Below are 26,418 nucleotides of genomic sequence, written 5' to 3'. Positions count from 1 at the left end.
ATATGTGTATAAATCCAATGAAGCTGAGCTTAACCCGCCACGATAGAAGCAGGAGGCGGAACTTCGCCTCCTCTTTAATGTGTACTCTAGCGGATGATTTCAAGCTCTTCTACGGGAATAGTTAACTTTTCTAGCTGTGGCTTCAGCGATTTGGCATCTCCCACAACAATGATTTGATAATCCGCGGGTACAAACCATTTCGCCGCCAGTTCATCCAGTGTCGACTTATCCACGCTTTTGACGATGTCATTGCGTTGCTGCAGATAATCTTTATCTAAGCTGTAAGTCAGAATACTACTGAGTAACTGCGCTTTCTGTGATGGCGTTTCGTAACTCAGAGCATCTTGTTGACCGACCGCGAGGCGTAAAAATTTCATTTCCTCGTTGGTCATTCCTTGTTTGCTGAAGCGGTCCATCTCTTTTTCCATCTCAATGATCGATGGCACAGTCGAGTCGGCGCGCACTTGAGCATTGAACACAATCCCACCGACCTCTCGGTTGCTGACAAAATAGCTGCTGGCACCATAGGTGTAGCCTTTGTCCTCACGCAGGTTCTGGTTGATACGGCTGTTGAAGTTGCCCGCCAGATTAAAGTTGGCAAGCTGGCTGAGATAAAGCTCACCAGTGGCATCAAACGGCAACCCACGACGCACCAGGCGAACAATGGTTTGTGGCGCTCCCGGCTTGTCGACTAAGTAGATTTTCTGACCATCGAGATTCGGCACCACTTGCGGACGCAGAAGCGGAGACGCCTCTCCGTGCCAGTTGGCAAAGAACTGCAGTTGCTTACGCACTTCGCGTTTACCGATGTCTCCCACAACCACAATCTGCGCGCCATGTGGCGTGTAGTATTTACGGTAGAAATTCTTAACATCATCAAGTGTCAGAGCCGCAATCGAAGCTTCCGTACCATCACTGGCCCGAGCAAAAATTGAATCCCCGAACAATACCTGACGAGTTGCCTGCGAAGCCAGCCAGCTAGGCTGCTGATGCTGATACACCACGCCCTGGATCATTTGCTGCTTGATGCGGTTAAAGTCCTCTTTTCTGAAGCCAGGTTTGAACAGCACCTCTTCAACCACATTCATGGTTTCAGCCAGATTCTTTTTCAGGCTCGAAATCACAATGCTGGTTGAATACGCATTGGCATTGACGCTGACCTGAGAGCCTAACTTATCCAGTTGTGCCTGAATCTGTTCTACATTGCGGGTGGTGGAACCTTCTTCCAGCATTGCTGCGGTCAGATTGGCTAACCCTTCTTTGCCCGGCACAACGTGGCGTTCCCCCGCTGGCAGTTTGATTTCCACCAGCACGGTTGGCGTTTCGGTCGTCTGAGTGCCCAGCAGTTCCGCTCCGTTATCAAAGTAGATGTCATACAGCGGCGGCATATGTACCTGCACAGCTTCTGCGACTTTAGGCATCAATGAACGATCGAAATTGTCCTTCACTGCGCGATAATGAAGGTCACTGTCGCTAATTTTGTGATACTCAGGTACAGCCCGCTCTGGCGGTGTAAAGTTATCCGCTTGAACCGCCAGTTGCGTTTGACCTTTTGGCACGACGCTCAATGTGACTTTATGCTGACCATCGAGGTACTGGTTAAACACCTGCGACACCGACTGCGGAGAGACGGCGCGTAAATCGGCCAATTGCGTTTCGATGCGATCCGGCTGACCGTAGAAAGTCTGGTTACTCGCTAACTGAGTGACTTTGCCTTGCACACTTTCCAGCGCGAATACCGCGTTGGCTTCCGCCATGCCGTTAATCTGCTCCAGACGTGCTTTATCAACACCCGATTGCTTGAATTGCTGCAACGTCTGCATCAACTCGTGATACAGCGGTTTAAGCTGTGCTTTGTCACCCGAAGGTGCCATCGCGTAAACGTAGAAAGTACACGCCAGCTCCGCACAATCCTGGAAGGCTCCCGCATCAACCGCTTTTTGCGTTTTAACCAGATTCTGATACAGCAGACTGTTGGATCCGCTACCCAACACTTTTGCTAAGGCGTCCAATGAGGCCTGATCCTCGGCACCGCGATACGCAGTTGGCCAGCCAATCACCACCATAGGTTGCTGAATACGATCCTGCAGGGTGATAAAACGATCCTGCGGTAAGCTCGCTGGCTGCTTCGGTGCATTATCCACTTCTGGTCCTTTCGGAATCGAGCCAAAGTATTTGCTCACCCACGCCAGCGTTTTATCCACATCAATATCACCACCAATGGTTAATACCGCATTGTTCGGTCCATACCAGCGCAGGAAAAAAGCTTTCAGATCATTGACGTCAACCCGATCCAGATCTTGCACGTAGCCAATCGTTTGCCAGGAATATGGGTGACCTTCCGGATAGATGGCCTCACTCATTTTCTCCCAGATCAAACCATAGGGACGGTTGTCATAGTTTTGCGCGCGCTCGTTTTTCACTGTATCGCGCTGAATTTCGAATTTGCGCTGCGACACCGCATCCAGCAAAAAGCCCATGCGATCCGATTCCAGCCACAACACTTTTTCCAATTGATTGGACGGCACCGTCTCGTAGTAGTTGGTGCGATCGCGGTTGGTGGTACCATTCAATGAACCACCCGCTTCAGTAATGATACGGAAATGCTGTTGATCGCCGACATGTTTCGAGCCCTGGAACATCATGTGTTCGAAGAAATGGGCAAATCCGGACTTACCCGCCACTTCGCGCGCTGAGCCTACATGGTAAGTCACATCCACATGCACCAATGGATCAGAGTGATCCGGCGACAGAATCACCGTCAACCCATTATCAAGACGGTACTTGGAGTACGGGATCATCACTTTTCCCGGTTGTGCATCCACTTTTTCAACCAGTGAAACACCGGAAGGTAGAGATGAGAAAAGCGAAACAGGTGCCGTTGTCGATGTGCAGCCGTACAAAGCGATAAGAGAAAAAGCACCAAACCAGAGTTTTCTCATGACTTCTCCTTAGAAAAAACCATAAAAGAGAGCAGCCAGCAGCGAATAACGTAATGCTTTACCAATCAGAATAAGAGTAAAGACGGGAAACCAATTCATGCGAAGCCAGCCAGCTGCCAGACAGAGAGGGTCGCCAATAATTGGCAACCAACTAAACAGCAACGCCCAATAGCCGTGTTTATTCAGCCAGGCTAATGCTTTATGACCTTGTTTTTCGTGTTCAGTTCGGTTGGGCAGCCATAAACCCAGCCAATAGTTGGTGACACCACCGAGGGTATTACCCACAGTGGCGACCACAATCACCCAAAATACGGAATATTGTTGCAGAGATAAGGTCGCAACCAGTGCCGCCTCTGACCCGCCGGGCAACAGGGTCGCACTCAGAAAGCCCCCTAGGAACAGCACCCAGAGGGCGGAATTGGAAAACAGCAGTGCCAGTTCGGTAAAGCCAGAGTTAAACCACTCTAGCATTGCATATCAAGCAACACCTTGCCTCGAGTGTGTCCGGACTCAATCTGAGTGTGAGCTTGCTGCACGTCACTCATCGGATACACCTGTTGAATTTCGGTCTTCAATAGCCCGACACTAACCATGTACAACATGGTATTAAGCTGCTCGGGATTGGGATCCACCAGCATACCGGTGGCTTCAAAGCCGAGCATTTTCGCTTTCTCGCAAATAAGCTCCGCACTCAACGTCGGTACCGTCACCACGCGGGCATTATCGTTAAGACATTTGAGTGCATCCAGCGCCGCATCGCCGCCGACCAGATCAATCAGGACATCGACTTGTTCGAGACGCTGGGAAACCGGCGCAAAATTATAGTTGATCGCATGCGCGCCCAAGGTCGCCAGATAATCAAGATTGCTTTCGCTACAGGTGGTATACACTTCGGCCTTCGCCGCAATCGCGATTTGCACCGCCAGATGCCCCACCCCTCCGGCACCAGCGAGAATTAGCACGCGGTCGCCTTCTTTGACCTGAGCTTTATTGAGCGCCTGCGCAGCGGTTTGCCCCGCCAGAGGCAAGACGGCAGCGGCTTCTAGCGTCACTGCATCGGGGATGATGCTGAGTTCTTTTTCCGGTACACACACATATTGGCTGTAACCGCCGCCGCGCAGCGGGAAGCCGATAAAACCGGCCACATTGACCCCGGCTTTGAGCTCACTGACTTCACTTCCCACTCTGACCACTGTGCCAGAGATGTCATAGCCCGGAACCCAAGGAAGGTTGTCTTTGTTCTGCGCCGCCGCCCAACCAAGACCAGCACGAGTTTTCACATCGATAGGGTTGATGCCCGCAAATGCGACTTTCACTAACACTTCACCCGCCTGAGGCTCAGGAATAGCGGAGGTTTGAATCGCGAGCACTTCCGGCCCGCCGAACTGGGTAATTGCGATCTGCTTGTTGTCCATTTCCAGGGTCCCTATCGAGGCAAATAAAAAGGGATGCCGAAGCATCCCCTTGAATATATACCATTTTCTTTATGATCGTTAACTCTCAGTTCGCAATTTAACCAGAGATTAACCGACCAGAGCCAACAACACGCCTGCGGCCACCGCCGAACCCAGCACACCAGCGACGTTAGGTCCCATAGCATGCATCAGCAGGAAGTTCTGAGGATTGGCTTCCAGTCCTACTTTATTCACCACTCGAGCCGCCATAGGAACTGCAGACACGCCTGCGGCTCCAATTAATGGGTTGATGTCTTCCTTGGAGAACTTGTTGAGGATCTTCGCCATGATCACGCCGCCAGCCGTACCAATACTGAACGCCGCAGCACCCAGTGCCAGAATACCGAGCGTTTCCAGATTGAGGAACTTATCAGCCTGCAATTTCGAACCGACGCCAAGCCCGAGGAAAATCGTCACAATATTGATCAGCTCGTTCTGCGCCGTCTTAGACAAACGCTCAACCACACCCGCTTCACGCATCAGGTTGCCCAGACAGAACATCCCGACCAGTGGCGTCGCTGCAGGAAGAAAGAGTATCGTCATCAGCAACACCACCAATGGAAAGATAATTTTCTCCGTCTTTCCGACATGGCGCAGCTGAGCCATTTTGATCTGACGTTCCTCTGGCGTGGTCAACGCTTTCATAATTGGCGGTTGAATGATAGGCACCAGCGCCATGTAGCTATAAGCTGCCACAGCAATCGCCCCGAGTAAGTCTGGCGATAACTGGCTGGCAAGGAAGATAGCGGTTGGCCCATCCGCACCACCGATAATCGCAATCGATGAGGCATCTGCCATGGTGAATTCCATACCCGGCACGTAGTTCAACATGATGGCGCCAAACAGAGTGGCAAAAATACCCAACTGCGCCGCCGCCCCCAACCATAACGTTTTCGGGTTAGCGATCAGCGCGCCAAAATCCGTCATCGCCCCTACGCCCATGAAGATCAACAGCGGGAAAACCCCGGATTCAATCCCCACGTGATAAACGTAGTACAACAAGCCACCCGGTTCAGTAAAACCAGCGTTCGGAATGTTGGCCAACACGGCCCCAAAACCAATCGGCAACAGCAACAAAGGTTCAAACCCTTTACGAATCGCCAGAAACAGCAGCAAACAGCCAACCATGATCATGATGATCTGACCAAATTCAAAATTGGCAATACCCGTCTCTGACCATAAGGTCATTAATCCGTCCATGGTTCTCCCTTACGCCAGACTAAGCAAAGGTGCGCCAACCGTCACAGAGTCACCCTCTTTGACGTGCAGATCCTGAACCACACCGCCTCGTGCAGCGCGAATTTCAGTTTCCATCTTCATCGCTTCCAGCACGATCAAAATATCGCCTTCCGCGACTTCACTACCCGCTTGGACGTTGATTTTGAAAATATTCCCTGCCAGAGGAGCCGGAACGGCTTCCGCATCCGATACAGTCTCAGCGGGTGCGATAACCGGAGCCGCTTGGGTTGCTGCTGTAGGAATCACTGAAGTGAGCTGACCTTGGGGGCCGACTTCAACGTTATATACCTGTCCATCAACGCGTACGCTGTAAGTTTCCACACCTCCGCTCGATGCCGATACGACAGGTGCCGCTGCTGGCGCAGGTTCACAACCTGGAGCCGGCTCAAAAGCGTCCGGATTATGACGATTTTTCAGGAACTTGAGTCCTACCTGAGGGAACAAGGCGTAAGTCAGCACGTCATCGACCACATCTTCTGCCAATGAAATACCGTCTGCTTTGGCTTTAGCCAGCAAATCGGTAGTCAGATGGTCCATTTCAGCGTGTAGCAAATCTGCCGGACGGCAAGTGATTGCTTCTGCGCCATCAAGTACCTTGGCTTGCAACGCTGCGTTTACGGGTGCTGGAGCCGCGCCGTACTCACCTTTCAGTACGCCTGCAGTTTCCTTCGTGATGCTCTTGTAACGCTCACCCGTCAGGACATTGATAACCGCCTGTGTACCAACGATTTGAGACGTTGGGGTCACCAACGGAATGAAACCGAGATCTTCACGCACACGGGGAATCTCTTGCAGCACTTCATCCATACGATCCGCCGCGCCCTGCTCTTTGAGTTGGCTCTCCATGTTGGTCAGCATACCACCTGGTACCTGAGCAATCAGAATACGGGAATCCACGCCCTTGAGCTGGCCTTCAAATTTGGCGTACTTTTTACGGACATCACGGAAATAAGCAGCAATCGGATCAAGTTGTTCCAACTTCAAGTTTGTATCACGTTCAGTACCTTGCAGCATCGCCACCACCGTTTCGGTGGGAGTATGGCCGTAGGTCTGGCTCATTGAAGAGATAGCGGTATCGAGAATATCAATGCCAGCTTCTACGGCTTTGATTGCCGTCGCTGTCGACAAGCCAGTGGTGGCATGGCAATGCAGCGCCAACGGCACAGAACAAGATGCTTTAATACGACGGATCAGCTCCTCCGCTTCATACGGTTTAAGCAGACCTGACATATCTTTAATACACAGCGAGTGGCAACCCAGATCTTCCAAACGTTTGGCCAGATCAACCCAGGTATCGGTGTTGTGTACCGGGCTAGTCGTGTAAGAGAGCGTCCCCTGTGCGTGCGCACCAACTTCTATCGTGGCTTTAACCGCTTTTTCAAAATTGCGGACATCATTCATCGCATCAAAGATACGGAATACATCCATACCGTTGGTGTGAGCACGTTCCACAAATTTCGCCACCACATCATCCGCATAGTGGCGATAGCCCAACAGGTTCTGGCCGCGCAGCAGCATTTGCATCGGTGTATTTGGCATCGCTTGCTTCAGAGCGCGCAGACGTTCCCAAGGATCTTCTCCCAAGTAACGAATACAAGCATCAAAAGTAGCACCACCCCAGGTTTCCAACGACCAGTAACCCACTTTATCCAGTTCTGCCGCAATCGGCAGCATATCCTCGAGACGCAGGCGCGTCGCGAACAGGGATTGATGCGCGTCGCGTAGGACGACATCAGTAATAGCGAGAGGTTTAGACATGCGTATAACTCCTTTTAATCCTTACTACTTCGACGCTGAAGTACGGTATTGATGTACGGCAGCGGAAATAGCAGCCACAACCTGAGGGCTGACAGCAGCAGAGGTGGGGTTCACTTTTTTCGCTGGAACTGGTGCGACGAACGATGGTGGTACTTCTTGTGGTACCAATTTAGACATAAATCGAACGAGGTAAACCAGAATGGTGAGGAATAGAAATACGACCGACATCCCCGTAACCATCAGGGTGGCCGCATCTACTAGCAGGCTTCCAATATTAGTCATTTTGCTTCCTTTCTGTGTCATCCTGACAACATATACCGAACACGAACGACCATTCCGCGTCGGCATGTGAACCGAAATTATCAATTTTGGTGAAAAATTGTCAATTTTGTTCACTGCACAGTTGCGGGCGATCCACAAAATCGGTGAAAGATTCGTCACACAAATCACAAAATGTCGTGAAATAACCGACACACTTTCTAACTTTTGTGGCCAATATAACTAGATTAATGAAGATTCAAAATGAAAATTGAGATGTGGTTAATAAAGTGGCAAGCAGCCCAATAAAAACAATGAGTTGTAAATAGGAGATAAACAAAATGATAACGAGATGTAAATAAAAAAGCCTCGCGAATGCGAGGCTTTATAAGAATGGCGCGCTCGAGAGGATTCGAACCTCTGACCGCCTGGTTCGTAGCCAGGTACTCTATCCAGCTGAGCTACGAGCGCGCAATTTTCGAGACTAAACAAACCGCTTAGCATCAGGGCATTACCCTTATTCACAATGTTCTTTCATAAGAAAAAATGGCGCGTCCGAGAGGATTCGAACCTCTGACCGCCTGGTTCGTAGCCAGGTACTCTATCCAGCTGAGCTACGGACGCGCAGGCTTGATTGTTTTCACAATCCACTCCTGATAAATCAAGAGCTTAAAAATAATGGCGCGCTCGAGAGGATTCGAACCTCTGACCGCCTGGTTCGTAGCCAGGTACTCTATCCAGCTGAGCTACGAGCGCGCAATTTTCGAGGCTAAACAAACCGCTTAGCATCAGGGCATTACCCTTATTCACAATATTCTTTCAGAAGAAAGAATGGCGCGTCCGAGAGGATTCGAACCTCTGACCGCCTGGTTCGTAGCCAGGTACTCTATCCAGCTGAGCTACGGACGCGCAGGCTTGATTGTTTTCACAATCCACTCCTGATAAATCAAGAGCGTAAAAATAATGGCGCGCTCGAGAGGATTCGAACCTCTGACCGCCTGGTTCGTAGCCAGGTACTCTATCCAGCTGAGCTACGAGCGCGCAGATTGTGAAGAATATCACATTTTTATTCTTTTGGAATAAAAATTTGCCCGAAGGCGAAGAAATGGCGGTGAGGGAGGGATTCGAACCCTCGATGCGGCTATAAACCGCATACTCCCTTAGCAGGGGAGCGCCTTCGGCCTCTCGGCCACCTCACCACTTTTCTCTTCCAAAACTTACGTTTCAGAACTTTTCATACTCCCGAAGGAATATGGCGCGTCCGAGAGGATTCGAACCTCTGACCGCCTGGTTCGTAGCCAGGTACTCTATCCAGCTGAGCTACGGACGCGCATTTCACCTAATGTGCTAAATTAAGTGTCGCAAGAAATGGCGGTGAGGGAGGGATTCGAACCCTCGATGCGGCTATAAACCGCATACTCCCTTAGCAGGGGAGCGCCTTCGGCCTCTCGGCCACCTCACCGTCTTGCGGAGGCACATATTACGATTTACCAAAAATATGTCAAACACTTTCTTGGCGAAAATAGTAAAAAAACGCTTAACCGTTGGCTATTTAACCAAAGCGGTGTGAAATTACACTTTTATTAAAAATGAATGTCTGAAAGACAAAAAAGGCCGGCAAATTTGCCAGCCTTTCTTCGATAATTAGTAGTTGCCTGATGCAACGTTACCATTACCTTTTTCAGCTTGAATGCGCATGTAGATTTCTTCACGGTGCACAGAAACTTCTTTCGGAGCGTTTACACCGATACGCACTTGGTTACCTTTAACACCAAGTACTGTTACTGTCACTTCGTCACCGATCATGAGTGTTTCGCCAACGCGGCGAGTCAAAATTAGCATTCTTTGCTCCTTGAGTAATCTCTGTATTATCTTGCAACTACGTTATTATCCACTAAAAGTTATATTTTCGTAAACTCTCTATTGCAGTCAAATCAGCCTAAAAATGCATGTTTAGGTTGAAAGTCCACAAGTGTTTCCGAATCGATATAAGCTTCGTGCAAAATATTTGCCGCTTCGTCAACGCATTGCGGCGCAAGCATCAACATCAATGATTGTGAAGTCGTAGAAGCATAATGCACGTCGATGCCTTTTTCAGACAACAGTATACGGGAATGCTCCTCTAAGTCAGGCGCTTGCAGACCGACCGTAGTCAGTAAACTCACATGTTCACTATTACGGATTTTGTCGCTGAACACCAGATCCAACTTGGCACAGGCATCGCGTTTTACCACAACTCCTGCCCATTCTGCCTTTTCGATCACATTCCAGACTTCCACTCCCAACATCTGACACTGTTTTGTCAGGCTGGATAATGAGTCATGTTCAACAGTAATCAGAGACATATCGCGTTGAACCGCCAGACCACACACCGCTTGCGTACCGAGTTCGCCTTTAATCAGGCTTCCTTCGTTCACATCAAACGTCGACAATACTCTTAGTGGAACCTGATTTTCCCAAGCGTACTGAACACAAGGCAGATGGAGCACTTTCGCGCCTTTACGTGCCATCTCTTCCATCGAAGGAAAATCGATCACGTCCAGTTTCTTTGCATTCGCTACAACTCGAGGGTCACAGGTATAAACCCCGTCAACATCAGTGAATATTTGGCACTCATCTGCGTTGAGCGCTCCGGCCAATGTCACCGCACTGGTATCCGAACCGCCACGACCTAAAGTGGTGATATCCCCATTCTCATTGATACCCTGGAAACCGGCTACGATAACAATCTGATCTTGCTCCAGAAGTTCCGTAATCGTTCGTGTATCAATCGTTTTAATCGTCGCGTCATTGTGTTGGTTATCCGTCACAATGTTCGCTTGAGCTCCGGTTAGAGAGCGAGCAGCATAACCCAGTTTATTCAGAGTCATTGCCACCAGTGCCATAGACACCTGCTCACCAGCAGAGAGCAAAACATCAAGTTCCCTAGCGGTTGGTACGCTATCTACTTGTTGGGCTAAACCCAGCAGTCGGTTGGTTTCGCCTGACATCGCAGAGACAACAACAACAACTTGATTACCATCATTTTTCGCTTTAATGATGTGTTCAGCGACAGTATGCATGCGCTCAATCGAGCCTACTGAAGTTCCGCCGAACTTTTGCACGATAAGGGGCTTTTTCACCAGTATTCACCTTCCCAAGACCAAAGTCTCATTCGGACTAAACTGTGCTCACCAACGAGTTGTCTATCAGTTTAGTAGTTGCAAAAACAAAACCAAGCAGCTAATCGGCCTTGTACAAAATTAAGCCAATTAAACCACTTGGTTGACCAGATAAAGTTACGCTCAATCAAAAATTGTTTTGATTGAGCGCTATTTATTTCAGTTTGTTATAGACGCTCAGCAATCCAAGCGTCTACGGACTCCAAGGCTGAAGGCAATGCTGCTGCATCGCTACCACCCGCTTGAGCCATATCTGGGCGACCACCGCCTTTACCGCCAACTTGCTGGGCAACCATGTTCACCAGTTCCCCTGCTTTCACTTTGGCAGTCAGATCTTTTGTTACGCCAGCAATCAGACCCACTTTATCGTCAGCCACGTTGCCCAGCATAATAATGCCGCTACCCAGCTGATTCTTCAGTTCATCAACCATGCCGCGTAGCGCCTTGTTATCTGCACCATCTAGTTGCGCTATCAGTACTTTCACACCAGCGATTTCTTTAACTTTGCTGGTCAGATTGGCACTTTCTTTTGCAGCCAGTTTGTCTTTCAGTTGCTGAATCTCTTTTTCCAGACTCTTCGCTTTAGACGCCATCTCAGAAACTTTGCTCTCAAACTGAGACTGTTGTGCGTCAAGGTAATCCAGTGCCGCCTCGCCGGTTACCGCTTCAATGCGGCGGATACCCGCTGCGATACCACTTTCAGAAGTGATCTTGAACAGACCGATATCACCAGTGCTGCTAGCGTGAATACCGCCACACAGTTCTGTTGAGAAATCGCCCATCGACAGAACGCGAACCTGATCGTCGTATTTCTCACCAAACAGAGCCATCGCGCCTTTGGCTTTCGCCGCTTCGATATCCATGATGTTGGTTTCAATGTTGTGGTTGGTGCGAACCTGTTCGTTCACCAGACGCTCAACTTCTTTAAGTTCAGCCGCAGAAACAGCTTCTAGGTGCGAGAAGTCAAAACGCAGAGCTTCCGCACGAACCAGAGAACCTTTCTGCATCACGTGCTCACCAAGAACACGACGCAGGGCTTCGTGCAGCAGGTGCGTGGCAGAGTGGTTAAGCGAAATTGCTTTGCGACGCTTAGCATCGACAATAGCCTGAACTTTATCGCCCTGAGCGAATACACCTTCAGCCACAACGCCGTGATGCGCAATCGCATTGCCCAGCTTTTGCGTATCCTGTACGTGGAATACACCCGCTTCGGTTTTGAGCACACCCGTATCACCACACTGGCCACCTGATTCTGCGTAGAATGGTGTTTCATCCAGAACGATGATCGCTTTGTCACCAGCTGACAGAGAAGCGGCTTCTTTGCCTTCCACAAACATGTCAGCGATGACACTTTCACCCTGAGTCGCGCTGTAACCGCAGAACTCAGTTGTACCTTCAACTTTAATCAACTGGTTGTAGTCGGTGCCGAATTGACCCGCTTCACGTGCACGTTGACGCTGCTCTTCCATTGCCGTTTCAAAACCAGTTTCATCGATAGTAAAGCCACGTTCACGAGCCACATCGTTGGTCAGGTCAGCAGGGAAGCCATAGGTATCGTAAAGCTTAAACACGGTTTCACCATCCAGCTCAGTGCCAGACAGCGCATCTAATGCTTCATTCAGAATCGTCATACCGCGATCCAGAGTACGGCCAAAGTTTTCTTCTTCGATACGCAGAACTTTTTCAACAATAGCTTGTTGTTTTTTCAGTTCTTCGCCAGCTGTCCCCATCACTTCTGCCAGAGGGCCAACCAGTTTGTAGAAGAATGCACCTTTCGCGCCCAACTTGTTACCGTGACGTACTGCACGACGAATGATGCGGCGCAGCACGTAACCACGACCTTCGTTTGAAGGCATAACACCATCAACAATCAGGAAAGCACAGGAGCGGATGTGGTCAGCCACCACGCGCAGAGACTGATTCGACAAATCGTCGTAACCAATCACGTCAGCAGCAGCTTTGATCAACGTTTGGAAGACATCGATTTCGTAGTTTGAATGCACACCCTGCATGATGGCAGAGATACGCTCAATACCCATACCCGTATCTACAGACGGTTTTGGCAGCGGCTCCATCATTCCATCAGCATGGCGGTTGAACTGCATGAATACGTTGTTCCAGATCTCGATGAAACGGTCGCCATCTTCTTCTGGTGAACCAGGAGGTCCACCCCAGATGTGATCGCCGTGATCGTAGAAGATCTCGGTACACGGACCACAAGGGCCAGTATCACCCATTTGCCAGAAGTTATCTGACTCGTACGCTTTGCCGCCAGGCTTGTCACCAATGCGAATAATACGATCAGCAGGAATACCAACTTGTTTGTTCCAGATATCAAACGCCTCATCGTCGGTCTGATAAACAGTGACGAGCAGGCGCTCTTTAGGCAATTGCAGTACTTCAGTCAGAAATTCCCATGCGAATTTGATGGCGTCTTCTTTGAAATAGTCACCAAAGCTGAAGTTACCCAGCATCTCAAAAAAGGTGTGGTGACGTGCGGTGAAACCGACGTTTTCTAAGTCGTTATGCTTACCACCAGCACGCACACAACGTTGGGCAGTGGTGGCACGCGTGTAAGCGCGCTTTTCCAAACCTAGGAAACAATCTTTAAACTGGTTCATACCTGCGTTAGTGAACAGCAGGGTCGGGTCATTTGCAGGTACCAACGACGAACTGTCGACGATTTGGTGACCTTTACTTTCAAAGAATGAGAGGAACGCGCGGCGAACCTCATCCGTGCTCATGTACATGCAGCTCTTCCTGAAATACTCAAGTTAGAATTTTGCGCTATTGTAAAGCATGGATAAGAGTTCGCCTAGTTTTCTTCAAGAAAAGACGAAAATGAATTGAAATACAAAGAAATGTCAGAGAGTTAAATTTGATTTAACCGTTAACAACGTGAAATGTCTGGAAAATCCCCACAATATCGAGCTGCGGTCAGCTTTCTTCATCACTCAATGCATACTGAATCTGGTCAAAACCAAACCCACGATATTGCAAAAAACGAACGCGCTTTGCGTACTCTTTGGGCTCCCGGGTAGAGAGCGGAGAAAACTTTTTCTGCGCCGTAACTTTAGCCAGTTCAAACCAGTCTGTGCCCTCTTCTTCCATCGCTTGTGAGACAATATCGGAATCCACTCGTTTTTGCTGCAGTTCCTGACGGATACGTCGTTCGCCATGACCTTTGGCCACATGTTGTCGAACCTGACTGTGTGCATAACGTAAGTCGTTGAGATAGCCATGCTCTTGGCAATAGCGCACCGCTTGCTCCACTTCCTCCGTTTCGAAACCTTTAATGAGTAGTTTCTGGTGCAACTCGTATTCCCCATGATCCCGTCGTGTGAGCAAAAACAGCGCGTTTTCTTTGCAGGTCATTTTCGGTGAGCGTGAATACATGATTTTTCCATCAATTCTCTGATAGCAAAAAGCCCCGCAATAGCAGGGCTTCATCGGTAAAGAGTCGGATTAAAACTCTTCTTCTTGTTCTGGCACTGAACCAAATTCCGGCTCTTCGTTTACCGCAACTTGTTCAGGGTTCAGCAGCATTTCACGCAGTTTGCTGTCGATGAATTTAGCCACTTCAGGATTTTCTCTCAGGTATTTGCACGCGTTCGCTTTACCCTGACCGATCTTGTCGCCGTTGTAGCTGTACCAAGCGCCTGCTTTTTCGACCAGCTTGTGCTTCACGCCCAGTTCAATCAGCTCACCTTCACGGTTAAAGCCTTGGCCGTACATGATTTGCGTGTTGGCTTCTTTAAATGGCGCCGCAATCTTGTTCTTCACTACTTTGATACGAGTTTCGTTACCGACAACTTCATCGCCTTCTTTGATAGAACCGGTACGACGAATATCCAGACGAACAGATGCATAGAATTTCAGTGCGTTACCACCAGTAGTGGTTTCTGGGTTACCGAACATCACACCAATCTTCATACGGATTTGGTTGATGAAGATGCACATACAGTTTGACTGTTTCAGGTTACCCGTCAGTTTACGCATCGCTTGCGACAGCATACGCGCCTGAAGACCCATGTGGCTGTCGCCCATTTCGCCTTCAATTTCCGCTTTTGGTGTCAGTGCTGCAACCGAGTCAACGACGATAACGTCAACAGCACCTGAACGCGCCAATGCATCACAGATTTCCAGCGCCTGTTCACCAGTATCTGGCTGAGACACCAGCAGTTCATCAATTTTCACGCCCAGACGACGAGCATAAACTGGATCCAGAGCGTGCTCTGCATCGATGAAGGCACATGTTTTACCTTCGCGCTGAGCCGCTGAGATCAGTTCCAGAGTCAGCGTCGTTTTACCTGATGATTCCGGACCGTAGATTTCCACGATACGCCCCATTGGCAGGCCACCCGCACCCAAGGCGATATCCAGAGAAAGTGAACCGGTAGAAATCGTTTCTACGTCCATCGTGCGGTTGTCACCCAAGCGCATGATAGAACCTTTACCGAATTGCTTTTCAATTTGACCCAGGGCTGCGGCCAGAGCCTTCTGTTTGTTCTCGTCCATTACTTTCTCCAGACTGTCACTATCTATTTATGTTTGAGTACCGACAGTGATACGTGAATGCGTAGAAATCGGTTCGACATTTGTTGTCAGATTGCTGCTCATTATACTGTTGATTCATACAGTGTCCACCCCTGTATGGAAAAAAGTTGCAGCGAGTCGACAAACTTAACGCTTAAGCCATTGATAAATATTTGCTCAACGTCAGCAGGGCATGTTGCACCGCTTGATAGCGAACTTGCGCGCGATTTCCGGCGAAATGTTGAGTTTCTACATGAAGCCAACCATGCTTACTCGCCCAGGCAAAGCATACGGTGCCGACCGGCTTTTCTGCGCTGCCGCCGCCCGGGCCCGCGATGCCACTGATCGAAATACCAACGCTGCCCTGAGAGTGTTTTAGCGCGCCGTGTACCATTTCAACCACAACCGGTTCCGATACCGCGCCGTACTGTTCCAGCGTTGCAGCCTTAACACCAATCATTTCCTGCTTGGCTTCGTTGCTGTAGGTCACAAACGCGCGATCAAACCACGCGGAGCTGCCTGCGATATCGGTTACCGCGGTTGCTACGCCGCCGCCCGTGCAGGACTCAGCCGTAACCAGTATTTCACCCGCTGCCAGCAATTGTTCGCCAACCTGCTGACTTAATGTTTGGTGTAATTCCATAACCAAAAACCTCTTTGCGTCTTTTCGCTCGATAGGGATTCACGTATCCTAAGCCGCTATGTCCACAAACAAAAGATGTAACCCGTGACTGCCGAACAAAAACATACTCCAATGATGCAGCAATACCTCAAGCTCAAAGCTGAGAACCCGGATATTTTGCTGTTTTACCGCATGGGAGATTTTTACGAACTGTTCTATGACGATGCCAAACGTGCATCGCAATTGCTGGATATTTCCCTCACCAAACGCGGCGCATCCGCTGGTGAGCCTATCCCGATGGCGGGCGTACCGTTTCATGCGGTTGAAGGCTACCTGGCGAAACTGGTCCAGTTGGGTGAATCGGTCGCAATTTGCGAGCAGATTGGCGACCCGGCCACTAGCAAAGGCCCGGTCGAGCGCAAAGTCGTTCGCATCGTCACTCCCGGCACCGTCACGGATGAGGCTTTGCTATCAGAACGGGTGGACAATCTGATTGCCGCGATTTATCACCATGATGGTCGCTTTGGCTACGCGACACTGGATATCACCTCTGGCCGTTTCCAGTTGTGTGAGCCGGAATCGGAAGAAGCAATGGCGGCCGAACTGCAACGCACCTCACCACGCGAACTGTTGTTTCCGGAAGATTTTACACCTGTGCAGTTGATGGCGAGCCGCAAAGGCAACCGCCGCCGTCCGGTATGGGAGTTTGAGATTGATACCGCCAAACAGCAGCTCAATCAACAGTTCGGTACACGCGATCTGGTCGGCTTTGGTGTAGAACAAGCGAAACTGGGTTTATGCGCGGCGGGTTGTTTGATTCAGTACGTGAAAGATACTCAGCGTACTGCTCTGCCACACATTCGTTCACTGACGTTTGATCGTCAGGATCAGTCGGTCATTCTCGATGCTGCGACCCGTCGCAACCTGGAGCTGACACAGAATCTCGCAGGCGGCACCGACAACACGTTAGCCGAAGTACTCGATCACTGCGCAACAGCGATGGGCAGCCGTATGCTCAAACGCTGGCTGCATCAACCTATGCGCAGTCTGGAAACATTGAACCAGCGCCTGGATGCCATCGGGGAAATTAAACAGCACGGTTTATTCACCGAGCTACACCCTGTACTCAAGCAGATTGGTGACATTGAACGTATTCTGGCGCGTCTGGCACTGCGTTCTGCCCGTCCACGCGATCTCGCCCGCCTGCGCAATGCGCTGCAGCAGTTACCGGAACTGGCGGATGTACTAACCATCCTGACTCAGCCATATCTGGGCAAACTGCGTAACGACGCTCAACCGATGGACAGCCTATGTGAGTTACTGGAACAAGCCATCAAAGAAAACCCACCCGTCGTTATTCGCGATGGCGGTGTCATTGCCGATGGTTACAATGCTGAACTGGATGAATGGCGTGACCTGGCCAATGGTGCAACCGAGTATCTCGACAGGCTGGAAGCTGACGAGCGCGAGCGTCACGGCATTGATACACTGAAGGTCGGCTATAACGCGGTGCATGGTTTCTACATTCAGGTCAGCCGTGGGCAAAGTCATCTGGTGCCGCCACATTACGTGCGTCGCCAGACACTGAAAAATGCTGAACGCTACATCATTCCAGAACTGAAAGAGCACGAAGATAAAGTGCTGAATTCTAAGTCCAAAGCGCTGGCGTTGGAGAAACAGTTGTGGGAAGGGTTGTTTGATCAGCTTCTGCCTCACTTAGAGCAGATGCAAAATCTGGCGTCTGCCCTGTCGCAGATTGATGTGCTGCAGAATCTGGCAGAGCGTGCAGAAAGCCTAGATTACTGCCGCCCAACACTCAGCGATGAACCGGGGATTCGCATTCAAGCCGGTCGTCACCCGGTGGTCGAGCAAGTGATGGATGAACCATTTATTGCTAACCCGATTGAACTGAATCCGCAACGTAAGATGCTGATCATCACCGGCCCGAACATGGGTGGTAAATCGACTTACATGCGTCAGACGGCGTTGATTGCGCTGTTGGCTCACATTGGTTCTTACGTGCCAGCCGAAGCGGCGCACATTGGTTCGCTCGATCGCATCTTCACTCGTATCGGTGCTTCTGATGATTTGGCATCGGGTCGTTCAACCTTCATGGTGGAAATGACAGAAACCGCCAATATTCTTCACAACGCCACCGAACGTAGCCTAGTCTTAATGGATGAAATCGGCCGCGGCACCAGTACTTACGATGGCCTGTCACTGGCCTGGGCAAGTGCGGAATGGCTGGCCAAGGAAATTGGGGCAATGACTCTGTTTGCCACGCACTATTTTGAACTGACGGAGTTACCGAATTCACTGCCACATCTCGCCAACGTTCACCTTGATGCGGTGGAGCACGGCGACAGCATTGCCTTTATGCATGCCGTACAAGAAGGCGCAGCGAGTAAGTCGTATGGTTTGGCGGTGGCAGGTTTGGCAGGTGTACCTAAAGCGGTCATCAAAAACGCCCGAGCCAAACTGACCCAGCTCGAACAACTCAGTCTTCAGCAGCCCAGTCATAAACCAAGCACGGTCGATATTGCTAATCAACTGAGCCTTATCCCAGAGCCAAGCGAAGTCGAACAGACACTGGCCGAGATTGATCCCGATGATCTGACCCCGCGCCAGGCACTTGAGGCACTCTATCGTCTGAAAAAAATGCTCTAGCCCAGCCCTCTTCCTACAGTGATCAAAAAAGGCACTCAATGAGTGCCTTTTCATTTCAATCAGTCTGCTGTGTTTAATCGTTTTCCACGTTGAACAGCGATTCCATATTCAGGCCTTGTTTCATCAGGATCTCTCTCAGACGGCGCAGACCTTCAACCTGAATTTGGCGTACACGTTCACGAGTCAGATTAATCTCGCGGCCGACTTCTTCCAGCGTAGAAGGTTCATAACCCAACAAGCCAAAGCGGCGTGCCAGCACTTCTTTCTGTTTCGGATTGAGCTCATCCAGCCAAGCCACCAACGAATCACGAATGTCGTCATCTTGCGTGGAGACTTCAGGATCAGAGTTGTTGATGTCCGGAATGATATCCAGCAACGCCTTATCACCGTCACCGCCAATCGGAGTGTCCACAGAGCTGATGCGCTCATTCAGGCGCAGCATTTTGCTGACGTCATCCACTGGCTTATCCAGTTCAACCGCTATTTCTTCTGCGGTTGGTTCGTGGTCCAGTTTCTGAGACAGTTCACGTGCAGTACGCAGGTAAATATTCAGCTCTTTCACCACATGAATCGGTAAACGAATGGTGCGGGTTTGGTTCATCAGCGCACGTTCAATGGTCTGACGAATCCACCAGGTGGCGTAAGTCGAAAAACGGAAACCGCGTTCTGGGTCGAATTTCTCTACCGCACGAATCAGGCCGAGGTTACCCTCTTCAATCAGGTCAAGCAGTGCCAGACCACGATTGCTATAACGGCGGGAAATCTTGACCACCAGACGTAAGTTACTCTCGATCATGCGTTTGCGCGCAGCTTCATCGCCACGCAGAGCACGGCGAGCGTAGAGCACTTCTTCTTCGGCGGTTAATAGTGGTGAGAAACCAATCTCACTCAGATACATCTGAGTTGCATCGAGACTTTTCGTTGAAGCGTCAAACTCTTCACGAATCTCTTCTGACTGGTCATTGTTGGTAGCAAGTTCTTCTTCGACCTCAGCAAGATTCGCTGTTTCAGGATCAAAATCAAACTCTTCGACTTTAGTGGCTGTATTGCTGATACTCATAGCGCCTCCCCTGGCGAGCTAGCAAGACATTACTACTCTGAATGTCACTACATGACTCTTAACAAGTATGTTTATGGTAAGTAGCGCTTCGGATTCACTGACTTACCTTGATATCGAATTTCAAAGTGCAAACGAACACTACTGGTTCCTGAACTGCCCATTGTTGCTATTTTCTGGCCAGCCTTAACACTTTGTCCTTCTTTAACCAGCAACCGATCGTTGTGGGCATAAGCACTGAGATAGTGATCGTTGTGCTTAATGATGACAAGATTGCCATAACCCCGTAATGCATTGCCCGAGTACACCACGGTACCTGCTGCGGTTGAAACAACGGATTGACCTCGCTGTCCTGCAATGTCGATACCTTTGTTACCTTGATCCCCAGCAGAAAAATTCTTAACAACTCTGCCTTGAGTAGGCCATAACCACTTCGCGACTTTATCGTTCGTTGGTTTAGGTTTACTTACAGTTTTGTTAACATTTTGTTTACTTGAGTTTCCAACATACTCTTTTGTTTTCGATTGATCAACACCCTTTTCTGGATATTTTTTAACCACTTTTGATGATGTATTAGTAGTTTGTGATGACGCTGCAGGTTTAGAGTTTTTGCTCACGTTTGGTACAGCAACGGGAGGCGCTACAGGTTTTGCTGCTACAGAAACCGCACCAGCCGCAGCAACTGCTGAGCCTGCGCCACTTCCACCATAAGCGGGTGGATTGTATGCAGGTTGCCATAGTTTCAGTTTTTGACCCGGATGGATCGTGTAGGGAGATTTAAGATCATTGTAACGAATCAACTCTTTTACATCTTTATCTGTGATGTAAGCGATAAAGTACAGCGTATCCCCGCGCTTCACTTCGTAGTAGCTGCCACGGTAACTGCCACGCTCAATTGAGTTGTAGTCCTTTTTCAGCCCCGATACTGGTGCAGGAGAATGCGCCACGCAGCCCAACATCAGGCAGCACAGTCCAATCACAATCCAGTTTCGACGCTGAAAAAAGCTCATTACGCGAGATCACCTGCCACTAACGGTACAAAACGCACCATTTCAACCACTTGGGTGGTAACTTCATCACCTTGACGTACGATTTTCAGCAGTTGTTGATCTTCTTCGCCAACCGGAATCACCAAGCGGCCACCTTCGGCCAACTGATCCAGCAAAGCCTGAGGAACCACAGGCGCAGCTGCAGTCACAATGATGGCATCAAACGGGCCTTTCGCAGGCCACCCCTGCCAGCCGTCACCATGTTTGGTCGAGACATTATAGATATCCAGCTGCTTGAGACGACGCTTGGCCTCCCACTGCAAAGACTTGATGCGCTCAATCGAGAAAACATGATCAACCAACTGAGCGAGCACTGCGGTCTGATACCCTGAGCCAGTGCCGATTTCCAACACCCGACTGCCGCGTTTAAGCTCCAGCATTTGGGTCATTTTGGCCACAATATAAGGTTGGGAGATGGTCTGCCCCTGACCAATCGGCAACGCATTATTGTCGTATGCCTGGTGCATCATGGCTTGGGAAACAAACGCTTCTCGTGGTAACGCATGAATCGCGGCCAGCACACTCTGATCACTGATACCGTGACCAGCGAGCAATTGAATCAATCTGTCCGCTTTCGGGTTAGCCATCGGCACTTTCCTTAAGCCAGTGGTTCATTGCTCCCAGTGATTCGTGCGCCGTCAGATCCACCTGCATTGGCGTAATAGAGACGTAACCATGCTCAACCGCATGAAAGTCGGTCCCTTCGCCCGCGTCTTGTTCTTTACCCGGAGGGCCAAGCCAATAGATATCGTGACCACGAGGATCTTTCTGCTTGATCATACTCTCAGCGTGATGGCGCGCACCAAGGCGGGTTACCTGATGGCCTTTGAGTTTGTCAAAAGGCAGATCCGGGATATTCACATTGATCAGACGATTGGTCGGAATCGGAGAAGAAAGATGTTGCAGCACCAGCTGACGAGCAATTTTACCCGCGGTGGCAAAATGATGTTTTCCGACCAAAGAAAATGCAATGGACTGAACGCCAAGGAAATGACCTTCCATAGCTGCGGCAACGGTGCCCGAATACAGCACGTCATCACCCAGGTTGGCGCCATGGTTGATGCCACTCAGCACCAAATCCGGCAACTCATCTTTAAGCAGCTCATTGAGGGCAAAATGAACACAATCAGTCGGAGTTCCCTGCACAGAGTAGGTATTCGGCTCGATGCGGGTGACACGTAAAGGCTGCTCGAGTGTTAATGAATTCGAAGCGCCTGAACGGTTACGATCAGGTGCAACGATGATGATTTCCGCCAGGTCGGCCAGTGCATACGCCAGAGCACGAATGCCCTCAGCATACACACCGTCATCATTGCTCAGCAAAATTTTCAGCTTTTTTTCACTCATATACACGCTCTACAGGAATTTCTTCGATCAACTCACGCACAATCGAGGTTGCAAAACTGCCCGCGTCCAACGCAAATCGTAATGTAATCTGGTCGCCATCCACTTCCCAGCTCAGATCTTGCGGCATTAACGAGACTGCGCGGCGATCATGACGCATGCGGTTACCGCAGATGAGCGCCATCAAATCCGGTTCCGCATCTAATTGTGGCTGCTCCAACGCCAACGCCTCGTTTTGGGTCGGCAGTGCATTGTCCCCTGCCAGAGCCGCTGAAATCACCGCTTCACCACGTTGCAACTTGGCGTTCCACTCGTTTAACTGGCCCGCTTCTACCAGCATTTGCTCTCTGCCCACCAGCGCCACATCGCCGTCGACAAAACGGTAGAAACAATCGGCCTCAATGCGCGCTGACACAATGTGGTTAAAGATCCACGAACGGGCGCTCGACAGATACAGGCTGCGCTGATTCTGATTGCGACTGCGAACATTCTCACGCCCCCAACGGCGTGCCTCAGTGACGTTGTTACCGTCTCGGCCAAAACGCTGGTTACCAAAGTAGTTCGGCACGCCCTGCTGAGCAACAACGGCCAGACGGCGCAGCACATCATCCACGTCAGTCACTTCCGACAGGACGACTTCAAATCGATTGCCGCGCAGGTCGCCCGGGCGCAGCTTTTTATTGTGACGCTGCATTGCCAGAACTTCGATGCTTGGGTATTGCGCCAGAAACAGACTCAGGTTCGGGAACTTGCCTTGTGGCATGTGCACGCTCAGCCATTGCTCGGTCACGGCATGGCGATCCTTGAGGCCTGCCCAGCTGACATCTTTCGATTTCACGCCACACGCTTTGGCCAGTTCATTCGCCACAAAACTGGTGTTCTCACCAGTTTTACGGATACGTATCATCACTTGCTCGCCACTACCGCTGAAGTCATACCCCAGATCTTCAACGACTTTAAAATGTTCCGGTTTAGCCTTAATTTTGGCCTTAGCTGTTGGTTTACCACATAAATAAGCCAACGAAGATAAAAGATCTGTCATTTTTTATTCCGATATGTGAAGGCAGTGACAATCATGCCTTCACGAGTAATACGACGGCTTCACATGCGATGCCTTCTTTGCGGCCGGTGAAACCAAGGCGCTCTGTTGTGGTCGCTTTCACATTCACGTTGCCCAGATCCGTTTCAAGATCTTCAGCAATCGCGGCACACATCGCTTCAATATGCGGGGCCATTTTCGGAGCCTGCGCCATGATGGTGACGTCAGCGTTGCCTAAACGGTACCCCTGCTCTTTGACACGGCGATAGACGTCTTTCAACAACTCACGGCTGTCTGCCCCTTTCCACTTATCATCAGTATCCGGGAAATGACGACCGATATCGCCTGCGGCAATCGCGCCCAGCAGAGCATCGCTCAATGCATGCAGCGCCACATCACCGTCTGAATGGGCGATCAACCCTTGTTCGTAAGGAACGGCAACACCACCAATGATAACCGGACCTTCTCCACCAAATTTGTGTACATCAAAACCGTGGCCAATTCGAATCATGTTCAGTCCTTGCTGTTGCTTAGATAATTGCGGCTTAAATAGAACTCGGCCAGTGCGAGATCTTCAGGTTGGGTAATTTTAATATTATCGGCGCGCCCTGCCACCAACGCCGGTTTCTGTCCCAGCCATTCAAAGGCAGACGCTTCGTCGGTAATCACCGCCTGGGCAGCGAGCGCGTGCGTCAAAGCCTGCATCAGCGGCTGCGCACGAAACATTTGTGGAGTCAGTGCGTGCCATAGCGCGACGCGATCCACGGTATGATCGATATTCTGTCCACCGTCGGCGCGTTTCATGGTGTCACGCACTGGCGCGGCCAGAATCGCGCCCACTGTATGAGTTTGCGCTGTGGCGATCAGTTGGCTGATATCGGCATGTTCAACGCACGGGCGGGCAGCATCGTGCACCAACACCCACTCACTCAACTGATGCTGACACACATAGTCCAGCGCGGACAGCACCGAATCGGCACGCTCTTTGCCACCGGAAACGCGAACCACACGCGGATGATTAGCCAGTGCCAGCGAGCCGAAATAGGGGTCATTGTCGCTGACAGCCACCACCACTTGCCCGACATCGGGATGACGCAGCAAGACTTCGACGGTGTGTTCAAGCACAGTATGTCCATGCAGGATTAAATATTGCTTGGGGCGATCAGCCTGCATACGACTGCCGACGCCAGCGGCGGGCACAATTGCAGTAATCTTAGCGGTCATGGACGGTCCTCACCGATGATGCGATAGAAAGTTTCCCCCTCTTTAACCATGCCCAGTTCATGTCGGGCACGCTCTTCAATGGCATCCAGCCCCTGACGCAAATCGTCAATCTCCGCAAACATCTCCTGATTACGCAGATGCAGGTTACCGTTTACCTGCTGTTGTACCTGAATTTCGCTCGACACAGCCCGGTAATCGGCAATACCGTTTTTCCCCATCCACAAGTCGTATTGTAGTAAGGCAAACAGCAGAGTCAGTGCCACCGCAAATACTCGCATAACCGTCTCTCTCGTTGATTGAAACTATGCCGCACAATGGCGGCATAAGATGAGATTCATTGTTAAGAAAAGTTCACCACTTATACCACAAGCCCGAACCTCAGGCGAGTCAGCACAAGGGCAACGCGCTTACTGGCTGAGCAGAAACGCGAACAAACCCGCCCCCAGCAGCAGGCGGTAAATCACAAACGGAGTCATACCCATACGGGAAATCAGCTTCAGGAAGAAGAAAATACAGATATAAGCGCTGACAAATGATGTCGCGATACCCGTCAGTAGAAAACCGGTATGCACAGGCTCACCGCTGGTCACCAGTTTCAGCCCCAGATAGCCACCCGCCAGCATGATGATCGGAATTGACATCAGGAACGAAAAGCGGGCAGCCGCTTCACGGGTAAACCCTAGGTAAAGTGCAGCAGTGATGGTCGCCCCGGAACGAGAAGTGCCCGGGATGATCGCCACAGCCTGAGCCAAACCAATAAACAGCGCTTTTTTCCAGCCCGCCTGATACTCATCGTCAAGCAGCGATGCATTCTTATCGACGTACCACAACAGCAAACCAAACACGATTGTAGTAGTCGCAATCACCCATGCGCTGCGCAAGTACACTTCCACAATGTCTTTCATCAGTAGGCCAAATACACAGGCCGGAATCGTCGCCAGCACAATAAGCCATGCCAGTTTGGCTTCTTTGCTGCGATCACCTATAAAGATTGAGCCGAAAAATGCCCGCAGCAACGACACCACTTCACGGCGGAAATAAATGACGACGGCCGCCAGCGTACCGACGTGAACCGCAACGTCAAACGCGAGTCCCTGATCCGCCCAGCCAAATACAGCTGACGGTAGAATTAAATGCGCAGAACTGGAAATAGGAAGGAATTCGGTTAAGCCCTGAATTAGAGCCAGAATGAACGATTCAAAATAACTCATTGTTTTCTCGTTGATTAGTTAAGAGTAAACCACAGTTCAACCGGCTTCAGAGCCGTTAATCCCTGGGCTTGTTGCCACACATGTTCAATAGTGTCTTGCGTGCCGGGAACCGTCAGCATCGGACACAGTTCGTGCAGGGGCTGAATCACAAAAGGGTACTGATAAATATCCGGGCGAGGCAAAACGGGCGCCGCGGTCGAAACGGTATCGCCGAACAGAATGATATCCAGATCCAGCGTACGATCCTGGAACTTCTGCGCCTGACTGTCACGCCCCCAGCGCAATTCAATCTCGCGCAGGGTTAGAGCGAAATCATCTAGGCTAAGTTCCGTTTTCATCTCAACCACCAGGTTGTAAAACGCATGGCTGTCAAACCCCACCGATTCACACTCATAAATGGTCGACAAACGCAGATCGCAACCAAGCCGACTCAATTCATCAATTGCCGCTTCGATATGCTTGTGACGCTGCAGATTTGAACCGATTCCCACATACGTGGTGATCATGCCTGACCGCGCTCAATGATCACGCCGACACCTTTTGCTTGCGCGACTGCGCCTGGCTTCGTCAGGCGAATGCGAATCCAAGGCACAGAAAAACGCGTCATGATCAGGTCTGCGACCTCTTCTGCCACTCGTTCAACCAACAGAAAACGACCCGTTTCAATATGTTCAATCACGGCCTGACTCACTTGAGCGTAATCCAGTGCATCTGCAACATCATCACTTTTACCGGCAGGCTGATTATCGTGTGCCATTTCCAGATCCAGCACCAGCTTCTGCTTGATTTCCTGCTCCCAGTCGTAAACACCGATTGTCGTGATCACTTCCAGCTGTTCGATAAAAACTTTATCCATA

At 50.4% G+C, this 26,418-nt stretch carries 24 protein-coding genes and 8 tRNA genes; 1 reads left to right on the top strand and 31 read right to left on the bottom strand.

The features are described 5' to 3' along the window. Nucleotides 1-86 precede the first annotated feature (86 nt). From LGV68_RS10790 to pncC, 20 genes are all read right to left on the bottom strand, one after another. Nucleotides 87-2,942 carry a pitrilysin family protein gene (locus tag LGV68_RS10790; protein ID WP_252535180.1) on the bottom strand — a complete coding sequence of 952 codons (2,856 nt, stop codon included), beginning with the start codon at nucleotides 2,940-2,942 and terminating at the stop codon, nucleotides 87-89. 9 nt (nucleotides 2,943-2,951) lie between these two features. Then, entirely contained in the window at nucleotides 2,952-3,413 is a 462-nt protein-coding gene (locus LGV68_RS10785; protein ID WP_024374271.1) for a YqaA family protein, read from the bottom strand. Then, a complete protein-coding gene (locus tag LGV68_RS10780) occupies nucleotides 3,407-4,357 on the bottom strand; it encodes an NADP-dependent oxidoreductase (protein ID WP_020330444.1) in 951 nt (316 codons plus the stop codon). Before LGV68_RS10780 ends, LGV68_RS10785 begins: the two co-directional genes overlap by 7 nt. A gap of 108 nt (nucleotides 4,358-4,465) precedes the next feature. Further along, nucleotides 4,466-5,596 carry a sodium ion-translocating decarboxylase subunit beta gene (locus LGV68_RS10775; RefSeq protein ID WP_020330443.1) on the bottom strand — a complete coding sequence of 377 codons (1,131 nt, stop codon included), beginning with the start codon at nucleotides 5,594-5,596 and terminating at the stop codon, nucleotides 4,466-4,468. 9 nt (nucleotides 5,597-5,605) lie between these two features. After that, complete coding sequence (gene oadA, locus LGV68_RS10770; protein ID WP_252535178.1) at nucleotides 5,606-7,393, bottom strand: sodium-extruding oxaloacetate decarboxylase subunit alpha; 1,788 nt, start codon at nucleotides 7,391-7,393, stop codon at nucleotides 5,606-5,608. A gap of 24 nt (nucleotides 7,394-7,417) precedes the next feature. Further along, the gene (locus LGV68_RS10765) at nucleotides 7,418-7,675 is read right to left on the bottom strand and encodes an oxaloacetate decarboxylase subunit gamma (protein ID WP_020330441.1); all 258 of its coding nucleotides are present in this window, start codon (nucleotides 7,673-7,675) and stop codon (nucleotides 7,418-7,420) included. Between the two features lie 370 nt (nucleotides 7,676-8,045). Beyond that, nucleotides 8,046-8,122: transfer RNA gene (locus LGV68_RS10760), tRNA-Arg, on the bottom strand. 76 nt (nucleotides 8,123-8,198) lie between these two features. Continuing rightward, nucleotides 8,199-8,275: transfer RNA gene (locus LGV68_RS10755), tRNA-Arg, on the bottom strand. A gap of 55 nt (nucleotides 8,276-8,330) precedes the next feature. Then, a tRNA-Arg gene (locus LGV68_RS10750) sits at nucleotides 8,331-8,407 on the bottom strand. A gap of 76 nt (nucleotides 8,408-8,483) precedes the next feature. Beyond that, nucleotides 8,484-8,560, bottom strand: a tRNA-Arg gene (locus tag LGV68_RS10745). Nucleotides 8,561-8,615: 55 nt separating this feature from the next. Continuing rightward, nucleotides 8,616-8,692, bottom strand: a tRNA-Arg gene (locus LGV68_RS10740). A 65-nt stretch (nucleotides 8,693-8,757) separates the two neighbouring features. Continuing rightward, nucleotides 8,758-8,850 (bottom strand) — tRNA-Ser (locus tag LGV68_RS10735). Between the two features lie 54 nt (nucleotides 8,851-8,904). Further along, nucleotides 8,905-8,981: transfer RNA gene (locus LGV68_RS10730), tRNA-Arg, on the bottom strand. A gap of 39 nt (nucleotides 8,982-9,020) precedes the next feature. Then, a tRNA-Ser gene (locus LGV68_RS10725) sits at nucleotides 9,021-9,113 on the bottom strand. 182 nt (nucleotides 9,114-9,295) lie between these two features. Beyond that, the gene (gene csrA, locus LGV68_RS10720; protein WP_004415691.1) at nucleotides 9,296-9,493 is read right to left on the bottom strand and encodes a carbon storage regulator CsrA; all 198 of its coding nucleotides are present in this window, start codon (nucleotides 9,491-9,493) and stop codon (nucleotides 9,296-9,298) included. Nucleotides 9,494-9,585: 92 nt separating this feature from the next. Then, entirely contained in the window at nucleotides 9,586-10,773 is a 1,188-nt protein-coding gene (locus tag LGV68_RS10715; protein ID WP_222732358.1) for an aspartate kinase, read from the bottom strand. A gap of 206 nt (nucleotides 10,774-10,979) precedes the next feature. After that, nucleotides 10,980-13,562: an alanine--tRNA ligase gene (gene alaS, locus LGV68_RS10710; RefSeq protein WP_202643156.1), complete on the bottom strand. Its 2,583-nt coding sequence runs from the start codon at nucleotides 13,560-13,562 to the stop codon at nucleotides 10,980-10,982. A gap of 187 nt (nucleotides 13,563-13,749) precedes the next feature. After that, nucleotides 13,750-14,208: a recombination regulator RecX gene (gene recX, locus LGV68_RS10705; protein WP_252536712.1), complete on the bottom strand. Its 459-nt coding sequence runs from the start codon at nucleotides 14,206-14,208 to the stop codon at nucleotides 13,750-13,752. Nucleotides 14,209-14,277: 69 nt separating this feature from the next. Further along, the gene (recA, locus tag LGV68_RS10700) at nucleotides 14,278-15,330 is read right to left on the bottom strand and encodes a recombinase RecA (RefSeq protein WP_020330433.1); all 1,053 of its coding nucleotides are present in this window, start codon (nucleotides 15,328-15,330) and stop codon (nucleotides 14,278-14,280) included. A 172-nt stretch (nucleotides 15,331-15,502) separates the two neighbouring features. Further along, nucleotides 15,503-15,991, bottom strand: a complete 489-nt coding sequence (gene pncC, locus LGV68_RS10695; RefSeq protein ID WP_024374200.1) for a nicotinamide-nucleotide amidase — start codon at nucleotides 15,989-15,991, stop codon at nucleotides 15,503-15,505. Between the two features lie 84 nt (nucleotides 15,992-16,075). On the opposite strand from pncC, the gene mutS reads away from it, so the two are divergent. After that, nucleotides 16,076-18,637 (top strand): DNA mismatch repair protein MutS, encoded by a 2,562-nt coding sequence (gene mutS, locus LGV68_RS10690; protein WP_252536710.1) that lies wholly within the window; start codon nucleotides 16,076-16,078, stop codon nucleotides 18,635-18,637. Nucleotides 18,638-18,710: 73 nt separating this feature from the next. Here mutS and rpoS read toward each other — a convergent pair whose 3' ends face one another. From rpoS to folB, 11 genes are all read right to left on the bottom strand, one after another. Then, nucleotides 18,711-19,697: an RNA polymerase sigma factor RpoS gene (gene rpoS / locus LGV68_RS10685; protein ID WP_020429689.1), complete on the bottom strand. Its 987-nt coding sequence runs from the start codon at nucleotides 19,695-19,697 to the stop codon at nucleotides 18,711-18,713. Nucleotides 19,698-19,768: 71 nt separating this feature from the next. Beyond that, nucleotides 19,769-20,704 (bottom strand): murein hydrolase activator NlpD, encoded by a 936-nt coding sequence (gene nlpD / locus LGV68_RS10680; RefSeq protein ID WP_024374199.1) that lies wholly within the window; start codon nucleotides 20,702-20,704, stop codon nucleotides 19,769-19,771. Then, a complete protein-coding gene (locus LGV68_RS10675; RefSeq protein WP_020429685.1) occupies nucleotides 20,704-21,330 on the bottom strand; it encodes a protein-L-isoaspartate(D-aspartate) O-methyltransferase in 627 nt (208 codons plus the stop codon). Before LGV68_RS10675 ends, nlpD begins: the two co-directional genes overlap by 1 nt. Further along, nucleotides 21,323-22,090 (bottom strand): 5'/3'-nucleotidase SurE, encoded by a 768-nt coding sequence (gene surE / locus LGV68_RS10670; protein WP_020330427.1) that lies wholly within the window; start codon nucleotides 22,088-22,090, stop codon nucleotides 21,323-21,325. The genes LGV68_RS10675 and surE overlap by 8 nt, the downstream gene beginning before the upstream one ends. Beyond that, a complete protein-coding gene (truD, locus tag LGV68_RS10665) occupies nucleotides 22,083-23,129 on the bottom strand; it encodes a tRNA pseudouridine(13) synthase TruD (RefSeq protein WP_061056879.1) in 1,047 nt (348 codons plus the stop codon). Before truD ends, surE begins: the two co-directional genes overlap by 8 nt. 31 nt (nucleotides 23,130-23,160) lie before the next feature. Further along, nucleotides 23,161-23,637, bottom strand: a complete 477-nt coding sequence (ispF, locus tag LGV68_RS10660) for a 2-C-methyl-D-erythritol 2,4-cyclodiphosphate synthase (protein ID WP_020330425.1) — start codon at nucleotides 23,635-23,637, stop codon at nucleotides 23,161-23,163. Between the two features lie 2 nt (nucleotides 23,638-23,639). After that, nucleotides 23,640-24,350, bottom strand: coding sequence for a 2-C-methyl-D-erythritol 4-phosphate cytidylyltransferase (gene ispD / locus LGV68_RS10655; RefSeq protein WP_158124306.1), 711 nt, complete (start codon nucleotides 24,348-24,350; stop codon nucleotides 23,640-23,642). After that, a complete protein-coding gene (gene ftsB, locus LGV68_RS10650; RefSeq protein ID WP_020330423.1) occupies nucleotides 24,347-24,628 on the bottom strand; it encodes a cell division protein FtsB in 282 nt (93 codons plus the stop codon). The genes ispD and ftsB overlap by 4 nt, the downstream gene beginning before the upstream one ends. Nucleotides 24,629-24,757: 129 nt before the next feature. After that, the gene (locus LGV68_RS10645; RefSeq protein ID WP_222746344.1) at nucleotides 24,758-25,561 is read right to left on the bottom strand and encodes an undecaprenyl-diphosphate phosphatase; all 804 of its coding nucleotides are present in this window, start codon (nucleotides 25,559-25,561) and stop codon (nucleotides 24,758-24,760) included. Between the two features lie 14 nt (nucleotides 25,562-25,575). Beyond that, the gene (gene folK, locus LGV68_RS10640; protein ID WP_208563611.1) at nucleotides 25,576-26,067 is read right to left on the bottom strand and encodes a 2-amino-4-hydroxy-6-hydroxymethyldihydropteridine diphosphokinase; all 492 of its coding nucleotides are present in this window, start codon (nucleotides 26,065-26,067) and stop codon (nucleotides 25,576-25,578) included. Continuing rightward, a complete protein-coding gene (gene folB / locus LGV68_RS10635) occupies nucleotides 26,064-26,417 on the bottom strand; it encodes a bifunctional dihydroneopterin aldolase/7,8-dihydroneopterin epimerase (protein WP_100268903.1) in 354 nt (117 codons plus the stop codon). Before folB ends, folK begins: the two co-directional genes overlap by 4 nt. Nucleotide 26,418: the final 1 nt, after the last annotated feature.

Origin of the sequence: Vibrio sp. LQ2 (assembly GCF_023920125.1) — a bacterium.
GTDB classification, from domain to species: Bacteria; Pseudomonadota; Gammaproteobacteria; order Enterobacterales; family Vibrionaceae; genus Vibrio; species Vibrio fluvialis.
Note: the sequence above shows the minus strand (reverse complement) of the source record. Positions and strands in the feature narration are given on the sequence as shown.

Coding starts and splice junctions, on each gene's coding strand:
- LGV68_RS10790 (WP_252535180.1), bottom strand. CDS start 2,942: ATGAGAAAACTCTGGTTTGGTGCTTTTTCTCTTATCGCTTTGTACGGC.
- LGV68_RS10785 (WP_024374271.1), bottom strand. CDS start 3,413: ATGCTAGAGTGGTTTAACTCTGGCTTTACCGAACTGGCACTGCTGTTT.
- LGV68_RS10780 (WP_020330444.1), bottom strand. CDS start 4,357: ATGGACAACAAGCAGATCGCAATTACCCAGTTCGGCGGGCCGGAAGTG.
- LGV68_RS10775 (WP_020330443.1), bottom strand. CDS start 5,596: ATGGACGGATTAATGACCTTATGGTCAGAGACGGGTATTGCCAATTTT.
- oadA (WP_252535178.1), bottom strand. CDS start 7,393: ATGTCTAAACCTCTCGCTATTACTGATGTCGTCCTACGCGACGCGCAT.
- LGV68_RS10765 (WP_020330441.1), bottom strand. CDS start 7,675: ATGACTAATATTGGAAGCCTGCTAGTAGATGCGGCCACCCTGATGGTT.
- csrA (WP_004415691.1), bottom strand. CDS start 9,493: ATGCTAATTTTGACTCGCCGCGTTGGCGAAACACTCATGATCGGTGAC.
- alaS (WP_202643156.1), bottom strand. CDS start 13,562: ATGTACATGAGCACGGATGAGGTTCGCCGCGCGTTCCTCTCATTCTTT.
- recX (WP_252536712.1), bottom strand. CDS start 14,208: ATGTATTCACGCTCACCGAAAATGACCTGCAAAGAAAACGCGCTGTTT.
- recA (WP_020330433.1), bottom strand. CDS start 15,330: ATGGACGAGAACAAACAGAAGGCTCTGGCCGCAGCCCTGGGTCAAATT.
- pncC (WP_024374200.1), bottom strand. CDS start 15,991: ATGGAATTACACCAAACATTAAGTCAGCAGGTTGGCGAACAATTGCTG.
- rpoS (WP_020429689.1), bottom strand. CDS start 19,697: ATGAGTATCAGCAATACAGCCACTAAAGTCGAAGAGTTTGATTTTGAT.
- nlpD (WP_024374199.1), bottom strand. CDS start 20,704: ATGAGCTTTTTTCAGCGTCGAAACTGGATTGTGATTGGACTGTGCTGC.
- LGV68_RS10675 (WP_020429685.1), bottom strand. CDS start 21,330: ATGGCTAACCCGAAAGCGGACAGATTGATTCAATTGCTCGCTGGTCAC.
- surE (WP_020330427.1), bottom strand. CDS start 22,090: ATGAGTGAAAAAAAGCTGAAAATTTTGCTGAGCAATGATGACGGTGTG.
- truD (WP_061056879.1), bottom strand. CDS start 23,129: ATGACAGATCTTTTATCTTCGTTGGCTTATTTATGTGGTAAACCAACA.
- ispF (WP_020330425.1), bottom strand. CDS start 23,637: ATGATTCGAATTGGCCACGGTTTTGATGTACACAAATTTGGTGGAGAA.
- ispD (WP_158124306.1), bottom strand. CDS start 24,350: ATGACCGCTAAGATTACTGCAATTGTGCCCGCCGCTGGCGTCGGCAGT.
- ftsB (WP_020330423.1), bottom strand. CDS start 24,628: ATGCGAGTATTTGCGGTGGCACTGACTCTGCTGTTTGCCTTACTACAA.
- LGV68_RS10645 (WP_222746344.1), bottom strand. CDS start 25,561: ATGAGTTATTTTGAATCGTTCATTCTGGCTCTAATTCAGGGCTTAACC.
- folK (WP_208563611.1), bottom strand. CDS start 26,067: ATGATCACCACGTATGTGGGAATCGGTTCAAATCTGCAGCGTCACAAG.
- folB (WP_100268903.1), bottom strand. CDS start 26,417: ATGGATAAAGTTTTTATCGAACAGCTGGAAGTGATCACGACAATCGGT.